This is a genomic window from Mesorhizobium sp. M7A.F.Ca.CA.004.12.1.1, from assembly GCF_003997835.1.
GTDB lineage: Bacteria > Pseudomonadota > Alphaproteobacteria > Rhizobiales > Rhizobiaceae > Mesorhizobium.
The window spans coordinates 1-9,742 of the sequence record NZ_RZRK01000158.1 but is presented as its reverse complement, the minus strand read 5'-3'; the positions used below and the strand labels follow the sequence as shown (position 1 = coordinate 9,742).

Sequence of the window (9,742 nt, the reverse complement as noted above, 5' to 3'; positions counted from 1 at the left end):
ATCTCGGCCTATTCGCGCTATGCGGTGGCGGGGCCAGGTGCGGAAGCCTGGCTCGACCGGCTGCTCGCCTGCAGGCTGCCGAAGCCGGGGCGGGCCGGCCTGGCGCCGATGCTCGGTCATGACGGACGGCTGAAGGGCGACCTCACCGTCTTCAACTGGGGCGGCGGCAGCTATTGGCTGATGGGCTCCTACTATCTCCGGGAATTCCACATGCGCTGGTTCGAGAGCCATGCGGCTGAAGGCGTCACCGTCGGCGACCTCTCCGACACGATGAGCGGCTTCCTGCTGACCGGGCCGAACGCGCGCAAAATACTGGAGCGAACGACGCATCAGGATGTGTCCGGCGCAGCGCTGCCGTTCATGGCCTGCGGCACATTCGACATCGGCATGGTGCAGGCACGTGTGGCGCGGCTGTCTATATCAGGCGAGCTCGGCTTCGAAATCAGTTGCCCCGTGACCATGCATGCCACTCTGCGCGACACGCTGCTGGGCGCTGGCGAGGATTTGGGCCTTGCCGAAATCGGCTACTATGCACTCAATGCGCTGCGGCTGGAGAAGAGCTTCGGCATCTGGTCGCGCGAATTCACGCAAGGCTATACGCCGGGCCAGACCGGTCTCGACCGCTTCATCGCTTTCGGCAAGAGCGACTTCATCGGCCGCGAAGCAGCGTCGAAACAGCGGGAGGCCGGCAGCGGCCAATGCCTGGTGACGCTGGAAATCGATGCGCTCGACGCCGATGCCAGCGGCTTCGAGCCGGTCTGGCATCAGGGCCGGCGTGTCGGCTTCGTCACCTCGGGCGGTTACGGTTATACGATCGGCAAGAGCCTGGCGCTGGCGCTGGTCGACCGCGATTTCGCGGGCGAGGGCACCGCGCTCTCCGTGCATGTCGTGGGGGAGGAACGGCCGGCGCATGTCGTCGCGGCCTCGCCCTATGATCCCCTGGGCAAGGCAATGCGGCAATGAGGAGGATTTCCGATGGTCGATGACGCGGCACGGGACGGCAGGCGCGAGCGCCGGCGTGGACGCACGGGCGAGGCCGGCAGCGAAAGCAGCCGCCGTCCCAATTACCATTCGCTGAAGAACCCGTTCCTGCCACAGCCGATCTTTTCTGATGATCAGGTGGCCGCGATTCACGAAACGGCGCTGCGGGTGCTGGAAGAGCTCGGCATCAAGGTGCTGCTGCCGCAGGCGCGTGAGCACTTCGCCAGCGCCGGCGCGCTGGTCGATCCGGACACCGACATGGTGCGCATCGGCCGCGACATGGTGACGGCGGCACTCGCCTCGGCGCCGAGATCGATCCACGCTCACGCCGGTTCGCGCGCCCGCGATCTGACGCTGGAGCTCGGCTCGATGACCTTCCTCGCCGGATGCGGGGCGCCGAACGTCACCGATCTCGAGCGCGGCCGGCGGCCGGGAACACTGGCGGATTTCGAGGATCTCATGCGGCTGGTGCAGCATTTCGACGTGCTGCATATGCTGGGGCCCTGCATCGAACCGCAGGATGTCGACAACCGCTTTCGCCACTATGCCGTCAACCGCGCGCAGCTGACGCTGTCGGACAAGCTCCCGTTCGTCTTCGCGCGCGGCACGCCGCAGGTCGAGGACGGGTTCGAGATGATTCGTCTGGCGCGCGGCCTGTCGCAGGACGAGTTTCTGGCAAATGCATATTGCTACACCGTCATCAACACCAACTCGCCGCGCCAGCTCGACATCCCGATGGCGCAAGGCATCATCGATTTCGCCCGCGCGGGCCAAATCTCCGTCATCACGCCGTTCTGCCTGGCTGGCGCGATGGCGCCGATCACGGTCGCCGGCGCGCTGACGCTGCAGCATGCCGAGGCGCTCGCCGGGCTGACGCTGGCGCAGATCGTGCGGCCCGGCGCACCGGTCGTCTATGGCTCGTTCTCCTCCAATGTCGACATGAAATCCGGCGCGCCGGCCTTCGGTACGCCCGAGCACGTCAAGGCGACGCTGGGCGCCGGTCAGCTGGCGCGCTTCACCGGACTGCCGTGGCGATCGGGCGGCGGCAGTGCCGCCAACATCTCAGACGCGCAGGCCGCGCACGAGACGCAGTTCGCGCTGTGGGGCTCGGTGCTGGCCGGGGCGACGATGTGCATCCATGCCGCCGGCTGGCTGGAGGGCGGCCTCAGTGTCTCCTTCGAGAAACTGATCACCGACATCGAGGCGCTGCAGACGGTGGCTGAACTTTGTGCCGCGACGCCCGGCGACACCGATACGATCGGCTTCGAGGCGATCGCCGAGGTGCAGCCGGGCGGCCACTTCTTCTCGGCCGGTCACACCATGGCGCGCTACCGCACCGCCTTCTACGAACCGCTGGTGGCCGACTGGTCGAATTTCGGCAACTGGACGCAAAGCGGCTCGAAGACAGCGAGCGAGCGCGCCACCGGTGTCTGGAGGCGGGTGCTTGCCGATTTCGCGCCGCCGGCAACGGCTGCCGCCACATCAGGCGTGCTGGATGAGTTTATCGCACGGCGCACGGCAGAGGGCGGAGCGGCGCCAGTGTCTTAAGGCCGGCTATCGCTGATCGCCCTGGTTGTGGCGCGATCCGGAACCTGCAGCGCCTCCCGCGCATTCAAGGTTGCGGCCGGTGCACTGCGGCACCGGTGTGCTGTTTGAGGGGAGACGACATCGGCGGCCCTGCTGCCACCATCAATCGCTGTCGCGCGCCACCAGTTCCAGCGGCCAGACTTCGCGGATGATCCGCGGCCCCTCCGGGCCGGCGAAGGCGGGAAGCGACGCCAGCAGCATTTCAGCAAGCCGTTGTCCCATTGGCTCCAGCGCCGGGCGGAAGGCGGTCAACGCCGGGGAAAAATAGCGGCAGAGCGGCGTGTCGACGATGACGGTTACCGCCATGTCCTGGCCCGGCCTGATGCCCATCTCGGCCAGCGACTTGCAGCCGCCCAGCGCCATTGCATCATTGTTGAAGATGATGGCGGTCGGCGGGGCCTTGGAGCGCATGACCTGGGGCGTCACCTTGTAGCCGCCGGCCTCGTTGATGAAGCCGGACGCGATCAGCTCCGGGTCGACCTCGATGCCGTGCCGCCGCAAGGCCTTGCGGTAGCCGGCGAGGAACAGATAGCCGAAATTGAGGTCGAGCGACGGGCGGATAGCGGCGATACGGCGGTGACCGCGCGCCACAAGGCGGTCGACGGCGTCGGCGCCGGCCTTCTCGAAATCGAGGTCGAGGGAAGGATAGGACTTGGCCCCGGAGCGACTGCGGCCGAGCGTGGCGAACGGAAAGCCGGCTTGCGTGAGATAGTCGATGCGCTCGTCCTCGCGCCGCGTCCAGGCCAGCAGCACGGCATCGGCGCGGCGCGTCTCGACGACACGGCGCAGGCGCTCCTGCTGGTAGTCGCCCGGCGCGCCCATGACCACGGTCAGGTCGAGCCCGCTTTCGGCAAGCCTGGCCTGCAGCCCGATCAGAAACGGAATGAAGAACGGCTCGCCATATTGCTGGTCGCCGGGATGCGGCTGCAGCATGAAGGCGATCGAACGGGTGGCGCCTTGCCTCAGGCTGCGGCCGGACTGGTTCGGCGAATAGTTCAGCGTCCTGGCCGCCTCGAGCACGCGCTGGCGCGTGTCGGCATTGACGTCGGCGCGGCCGTTCAGCGCCCGCGACACCGTGCCGATCGATATGTTCAAGTGACGGGCAAGGTCGTGAATGCTGGACGCCAAGAGACTGTTCTCCCCCTTGCTTGGCTAGCACCGGTAGCCGCTCAGGCCAAGGCGGTAAGACGAATTTCGCCAAGGGCCGATTGACATTCTACGCCTTCGGGTGTGTTCTCGTAAACGTTTACGGAAAAACGTTTACGGTCCTGCCGTGGATGCCGTGACGATCGGTCTGGAGGGACCGAGCGGAGGAGGAGCGCTGGATGATCGATGTCGTCCTGGTCGGCTGCGGAGCGATGAGCAAGGCCTGGCTCGATGCCATCAGGCAGATCCACGGGCTCACCCTTATCGGCCTAGTGGATCTCGATGCCGACAGGGCACGGGCGAGGGCGCGCGAATACGACCTCACCAATGCCGTCATCGGCAGCAATCTCGACGCCGTGCTCGACCAGACCAAACCGCAAGCAGTGTTCGACGTGGTGGTTCCAGCTGCACGGCGCGAAGTCGCTTTTTCCGCCTTTGCCCACAATTGCCATCTGCTGACGGAAAAGCCGCTCGCCGACAGTCGGGAAAATGCGCGCGCCATCGTCGAGGCCGCGCACCGCGCCGGGCGCATCCATGCGGTCGTGCAGAACCGCCGCTATGTCGCCAATGTCAGGCGCATCCGCAGGTTCCTGGACTCCGGCGCCATTGGCACGCCTACCAGCATCCACGCCGACTTTTTCGTCGCACCGCATTTCGGCGGCTTTCGCGAGGAGATGGCGCATGTGCTGTTGCTCGACATGGCGATCCACACATTCGACGCCGCCCGCTATATGGTCGCCGGCGAGCCGGCCGGCGTCTATTGCCAGGAATGGGAGCCGGCCAATTCCTGGTACCGGCAGGGATCGTCGGCCAGCGCCGTCTTCGATCTCGGCCGCGGCAAGGTCTTCACCTATGCCGGGAGCTGGTGCGCCGCCGGCTTCCGCACCAGTTGGGAAAGTACATGGCGCATCGTCGCCGAGCGCGGCAGCCTGCTCTGGGACGGCAATGACGAGCTGAGGGCAGAAGCAGTGATGCCGGGCCGCGACGGAATGTTCGACAAAACCCAGCCGATCGCGGTGCCGCCGCTCGATGCGTCCGATCGCGTCGGCGGCCATCTCGGCATTCTCCAGGATTTCGTGCACGCCATCCAGACCGGCACCGAGCCGGAAACGCGCGGCGCCGACAACATCAAGAGCCTGGCCATGGTTTTTGGCGCCATCGAAAGCGCCGAGACCGGCCGCCGCGTGACAATCGCAGAGGACGCACAATGACGCCGAACCCGCTTCTCGACATCCGGATCGGCACCATGGTGCGGGCCAATCTCGACGACCCGGCGGCTTACGTCAAACAGATCCTGCCGCTCGGCTTCGAGAGCATCCAACCCTTCTTCTGGCAGACGCTTGGCGGCAAGGACCTGGCGCTTCTCGCCGGCCAGATCCGCGAGGCGATCGGCGATGCCGACGTCACCGTGTCCTCGCTCGGCGTGTTCGGCAATCCGCTGGAAGACGGCGAGGTCGATCGCGGCGTGCTCAAGGCCTGGGAGACCGTGATCGACAACGCGCATCTGTTCGGCACCTCGATGGTCAGCGGCTTCACCGGCCGCCTGCGCGGCAAACCTCTGCCGGACAGCCTGCCGCGCTTCAAGAAGGTCTGGGGACCGCTGGCCAAACGCGCCGCCGACAAGGGCGTCCGCATCGCGTTCGAGAACTGCGCCATGGACGGCAACTGGGCCGCCGGCGACTGGAACATCGCCCACAATCCGGACGCCTGGGAGCTGATATTCAACGAAGTGCCCGATGACAATCTCGGGCTGGAATGGGAGCCCTGCCATCAACTCGTCTATCTGATCGACCCGATGCCGCAGATCCGCAAATGGGCGCCGCGCATCTTCCACGTCCACGGCAAGGACGCGACGGTGCGTTGGGACGTGATCCGCGAGCATGGCGTGTTCGGCCGACTGCCCTTCGTGCAGATGCGCACGCCGGGTTTTGGCGACAGCGACTGGACGCGGGTGATCAGCGAGTTGCGGCTGGCCGGCTACAAGGGCGCCATCGACATCGAGGGCTGGCACGACCCGGTCTATCGCGGCGATCTCGAGATCACCGGCCAGGTGCGGGCGCTGGAATATCTGAAGCAATGCAGAGGAGGGGCCACCTACCTGCCGAACCCGATGTGAGGATCGGCCGGCGGGAGGAGCCGGCCGGGATGTCTGCAACGCACATTGCCGAAGCGAATGTCGAACTCCTCGCTTGCGAGGACAAAAAGGGAGGATAAGTGCATGAGCATGACGATGAGAAGGACAGTTCTGCGCTCGACCGTCGTGGCCGCCGCCACGATGCTTGCCGCTGCGATCTCCACCTTGCCCGCGCGGGCGCTCGACGCCAAATGGTGCAAGGACGTCCACATCCGCTTCTTCGTCGGCGGCGCCGAGGGCGACGCTTTCGGCACCATCGTCTACAATGGCGCCAAGCAGGCAGAGGCCGATCTCGGGCCGAAGGTCGACTACATCTTCTCCCAGTGGGACATCGAAAAGATGGTGCAGCAACTGCGTGAGGCCGTCGCGGTCAAGCCCAACGGCATCGCCATGATGGGCCACCCGGGCGACGCGTCGATCATGCCGCTGGCCGAACAGGCGCACAAGGACGGCATCAAGATGATGTACCAGAACGTGCCGGTGCCGAAGGTGGTGGAAGCATTCGGCGGCGGCTATGTCGGCGCCCAGCAGGAGCAGCAGGGCCGCGCGCTCGGCGCCGAGGCGTTCAAGCTGGGCAAGCTGAAGGCCGGCGACAAGGCGATCATGATCGGTCCGTTCGAAAACGAAAGCCGCGGCGCGCGCGAGCGCGGCACGGTGGCGGCGCTCAAGGACGCTGGCGTCGAGGTCATCCAGTTGTCCTCTCCGCCGAGCGGCGAATGGGCGTCCGATCCCAATCTGGCCATTCCGGTGATTACCGCGGCGCTGCTCAACAATCCCGACGTCAAGGCGGTCGGCTATCCCGGCGGGCAGATGCTCGGCAATGTATCGACCTACATGCAGGCGGCCGGACGCAAGGCGGGCGAGATATTCAATTTCGGCTTCGACACCAGCCCGCAGATCGTCGAGGGCTTCAAGGGCGGCTGGGTGCAATTGACCGCCGACCAGCAGCCGTTCCTGCAGGGCTATCTGCCGATCCTCAGCCTCTGCCAGCAGGTTGTTCTGGGGCTGGCGCCGATGAATGTCGACACCGGCGCCGGTTTCGTCACGCCCGAAAATTACGAGATCGTCGCTGAGCTCGCCAAGCAGGCGCTGCGCTGACCTCCCAAGCCGCCGGCCGGGATCTCAGGCCCCGGCCGGCGGGACCGCTGGCGACGAAGCCGGCAACAGACAATCAAGCGAGGATCCGATGGCAGAACGCCTCATCGAACTGCGCGACATCAGCAAGTCCTATGGCCAGGTCTATGCGCTGGGCGGGGTCAATCTCAGCGTCGACCGCGGCGAGGTCGTCGGCCTGCTCGGCGACAATGGCGCCGGCAAGTCGACGCTGATCAAGATCCTCTCCGGCGTGGTCAAGCCGACCAGCGGCGAAATCCTCGTGCGCGGCAAGCCGGTGACCGGGTGGAGTGCGGCGCGTTCGCGCGAGGCCGGCATCGAGACGGTGTTCCAGGACCGGGCGCTGGCCGTGCAGCAGACCATCGTTCGCAACATCTTCATGGGCCGCGAACTGACCGGCTTCATGGGCTTTCTCAGGGTCAACAAGGAGATCGAGGAAGCGAGCCGGCTGATGCGCGAGATCGGCTTCACCTCGAAAGTGTTCACGCCGCAGTCGATCGTCGGCCAGCTTTCGGGCGGCGAACGCCAGGGCGTGGCGATCGCCCGCGCCATCTACAAGCAGGCCGAGCTGATCGTCCTCGACGAGCCGACGACGGCGCTGTCGCTGACCGAAACCGCCAAGGTGTTCCATTTCGTGCGCCAGGTGCGGGCGAGCGGCCGCTCGATCCTGTTCATCGGCCACAACATCCATCATGTCTTCGACATCGCCGATCGCTTCGTCGTGCTGGATCGCGGCAAGGTCGCACTGACGACCGACCGCAGCGAGGTCAAGTCGGCCGAAGATCTCATCAACTTCATGGAAGAGGTCGCGCATCCCGGCGGATTGGCCGGACTGCACGATGCCGGCGACGCGGAGCAGAGAGCACGATGAGCAAGACCATGGAGCCAGATCTGCACGAGCCGTCCGCCGGCATTGCCCGCCCCAGTGCCCAGAAAGAGTGGAAACACCCTTCCGATCACTGGATGCGCGGCTTCATCCTCGACAACCGTGCCGCGCTCGGCACGCTCGCCGTGTTCATCGTCATGATGACGGTGTTCATGATCGCCAACCCGACCGTCTTCACCACCTGGTATCTCTACCGCTCGGTGCTGACCACGCTCCCCGTTGCGCTGTTCGTGGTGGTGCCGCTGGTCTTCGTCGTCACCTGCGGTGAGATCGACCTGTCGTTTCCGGCGACGATGGGTTTTGCCTCATGGGTCTTCGCGCTGGTCGTGCAGGCCGGCTACAATCCGTTCCTCGGCATCGCCGCCGCACTCGTCACCGGCATGCTGCTCGGCTTCCTGGTCGGGTCGCTGGTGGTCTATGGCGGGCTGTCGTCGCTGATCGCGACGCTCGGCATGAATTTCCTGCTGCGAGGCCTGATCCAGATCATCAACGAAGGCAAGTCGATGGCGCTGACCAGCCTCAGCGACAGCTGGGCCTATACGATCTTCTCCAGCCAGCTCCTGGGCATTCCGGTGCAGATCTTCTGGGCCATCGGCTTCGTCGTGCTGTCGGCGATGCTCTACAACCGCCACCGCTTCGGCGCGCAGGTGAGGGTGGTCGGTGACAATCCCGACAGCGCCCAGCAGATGGGCATCGACGTCAAGCGCGTGCGGGTGAAAGTGTTTGTCTTCGTCGGCATCGGGGCCGCGATCGCCGGCACCTTCTCGGTGATGATCAACTTCACCTGGTTTCCGACCGCCGGTGATGGCTATCTGCTGCCGGTGCTGGCCTCGGTGTTCGTCGGCGGCACGCCGACCTGGGGCGGCATCGGCACCGTGGTCGGAGGCGCCATCGGCGCTGTCACCGTGTCCTTCATCCAGACCGGCGTCGTGGCGGCAGGATTGAGCGGCTTCTACGTGCAGTTCTTCAACGGCCTAATCATCATCCTGTCGCTGCTCGGTCATAAGTGGAACCAGGCGCGGTATCGGTGAGGGTTTCGTTGGAGGATCGCATGCCTTGACGATTGGCGCCGGCGCTCATCGTTTTCGTCATCCACGGGCGAAGCAAGGAGCGTAGCGACGCAGCGCAGACCCGAGGATCCATGCCGCAACTTCAACGCGTCACTACGGTGCAGAATTCTGCTCCGCTGCACTCCACGGCCAAGGTCACGGCATGGATCCTCGGGTCTCCGCGACGTCGCTTCGCTCCTGCTCCGCCCGTGGATGACGAAGGTGGGAGCTGTCCGCGGGAAAACGCCATCTTCACACCGCCGCGACAAACCCGTCCAGAACGCGTTTCTGGCCGGCCTTGTCGAAGTCGATGGTCAATTTGTTGCCTTCGATGGCCGAGATGTTGCCGTTGCCGAATTTCTGGTGGAAGACGCGGTCGCCGACGTTGAAGGGCGATGGCTTGTCGGCGACGGATTTGGCGACCAGTTCGCCATCGATGGTGCGGCCCTTGACCGAGGTGCGGCCGGCGCCGTAGCCGCTGTCCGTCTCGCCATAGCCGATGCGCTCGACCTGGTGGCCGGAGCGCGAGCCCCAGTTGCGGTCGGTCGCCTCGGTGCGGTTGGCCTGCGCGCGCTGCCAGCCCGGCGTTGCATAGGTGTTGGAGAAGGCGCCGGATTTTTCGGTATCGGCGCCGACATTGTCGAAGCGCGAGGCGCCATAGGGGTTTTGCCGTCCCGCGCCCTGGCCGCCGCGACCGGAGGCAAAAGAACCGCCGCCATAGGAATTGCCGTAGCCGCCATAGGAGTTACCGCTTTCGGCGACTTCGACATGGGCTTCCGGCAGTTCGTCGAGGAAGCGTGACGGGATGGTCGACTGCCACAGGCCGTGGATGCGGCGGTTGGAGAC

Annotated in this window: 8 protein-coding genes and 1 pseudogene; 7 read left to right on the top strand and 2 right to left on the bottom strand. The window is 65.5% G+C overall.

Annotated features, from left to right (window positions below; genetic code table 11):
* Both EN984_RS11050 and EN984_RS11045 read left to right on the top strand, forming a co-directional pair.
* On the top strand, window positions 1-963 hold a 963-nt coding region (locus tag EN984_RS11050; protein ID WP_164765436.1), incomplete at its 5' end, for an aminomethyltransferase family protein.
* A gap of 12 nt (window positions 964-975) precedes the next feature.
* On the top strand, window positions 976-2,529 hold the full coding sequence (locus EN984_RS11045; protein WP_127270069.1) for a trimethylamine methyltransferase family protein: 1,554 nt from the start codon (window positions 976-978) through the stop codon (window positions 2,527-2,529).
* A 141-nt stretch (window positions 2,530-2,670) separates the two neighbouring features.
* On the opposite strand, the gene EN984_RS11040 is transcribed toward EN984_RS11045, so the two are convergent.
* Window positions 2,671-3,696 carry a LacI family DNA-binding transcriptional regulator gene (locus EN984_RS11040; protein WP_127270067.1) on the bottom strand — a complete coding sequence of 342 codons (1,026 nt, stop codon included), beginning with the start codon at window positions 3,694-3,696 and terminating at the stop codon, window positions 2,671-2,673.
* A 197-nt stretch (window positions 3,697-3,893) separates the two neighbouring features.
* Between EN984_RS11040 and EN984_RS11035 the strand changes: the two genes are divergently transcribed.
* From EN984_RS11035 to EN984_RS11015, 5 genes are all read left to right on the top strand, one after another.
* Window positions 3,894-4,925 carry a Gfo/Idh/MocA family oxidoreductase gene (locus EN984_RS11035; protein ID WP_127272532.1) on the top strand — a complete coding sequence of 344 codons (1,032 nt, stop codon included), beginning with the start codon at window positions 3,894-3,896 and terminating at the stop codon, window positions 4,923-4,925.
* The gene (locus EN984_RS11030) at window positions 4,922-5,830 is read left to right on the top strand and encodes a sugar phosphate isomerase/epimerase (protein WP_127269006.1); all 909 of its coding nucleotides are present in this window, start codon (window positions 4,922-4,924) and stop codon (window positions 5,828-5,830) included. Before EN984_RS11035 ends, EN984_RS11030 begins: the two co-directional genes overlap by 4 nt.
* A gap of 102 nt (window positions 5,831-5,932) precedes the next feature.
* On the top strand, window positions 5,933-6,946 hold the full coding sequence (locus EN984_RS11025) for a substrate-binding domain-containing protein (protein ID WP_127269007.1): 1,014 nt from the start codon (window positions 5,933-5,935) through the stop codon (window positions 6,944-6,946).
* Window positions 6,947-7,034: 88 nt separating this feature from the next.
* Complete coding sequence (locus EN984_RS11020) at window positions 7,035-7,832, top strand: ATP-binding cassette domain-containing protein (protein WP_013530993.1); 798 nt, start codon at window positions 7,035-7,037, stop codon at window positions 7,830-7,832.
* Complete coding sequence (locus tag EN984_RS11015) at window positions 7,829-8,878, top strand: ABC transporter permease (RefSeq protein ID WP_127383739.1); 1,050 nt, start codon at window positions 7,829-7,831, stop codon at window positions 8,876-8,878. The genes EN984_RS11020 and EN984_RS11015 overlap by 4 nt, the downstream gene beginning before the upstream one ends.
* 270 nt (window positions 8,879-9,148) lie before the next feature.
* Here EN984_RS11015 and EN984_RS11010 read toward each other — a convergent pair.
* A pseudogene (locus EN984_RS11010) lies at window positions 9,149-9,742 on the bottom strand (ATP-dependent DNA helicase); the annotation flags it as partial.

Excerpts from the sequence above, each read along its gene's own strand:
- EN984_RS11045 (WP_127270069.1), top strand. The coding sequence starts at position 976 with ATGGTCGATGACGCGGCACGGGACGGCAGGCGCGAGCGCCGGCGTGGA.
- EN984_RS11035 (WP_127272532.1), top strand. The coding sequence starts at position 3,894 with ATGATCGATGTCGTCCTGGTCGGCTGCGGAGCGATGAGCAAGGCCTGG.
- EN984_RS11030 (WP_127269006.1), top strand. The coding sequence starts at position 4,922 with ATGACGCCGAACCCGCTTCTCGACATCCGGATCGGCACCATGGTGCGG.
- EN984_RS11025 (WP_127269007.1), top strand. The coding sequence starts at position 5,933 with ATGAGCATGACGATGAGAAGGACAGTTCTGCGCTCGACCGTCGTGGCC.
- EN984_RS11020 (WP_013530993.1), top strand. The coding sequence starts at position 7,035 with ATGGCAGAACGCCTCATCGAACTGCGCGACATCAGCAAGTCCTATGGC.
- EN984_RS11015 (WP_127383739.1), top strand. The coding sequence starts at position 7,829 with ATGAGCAAGACCATGGAGCCAGATCTGCACGAGCCGTCCGCCGGCATT.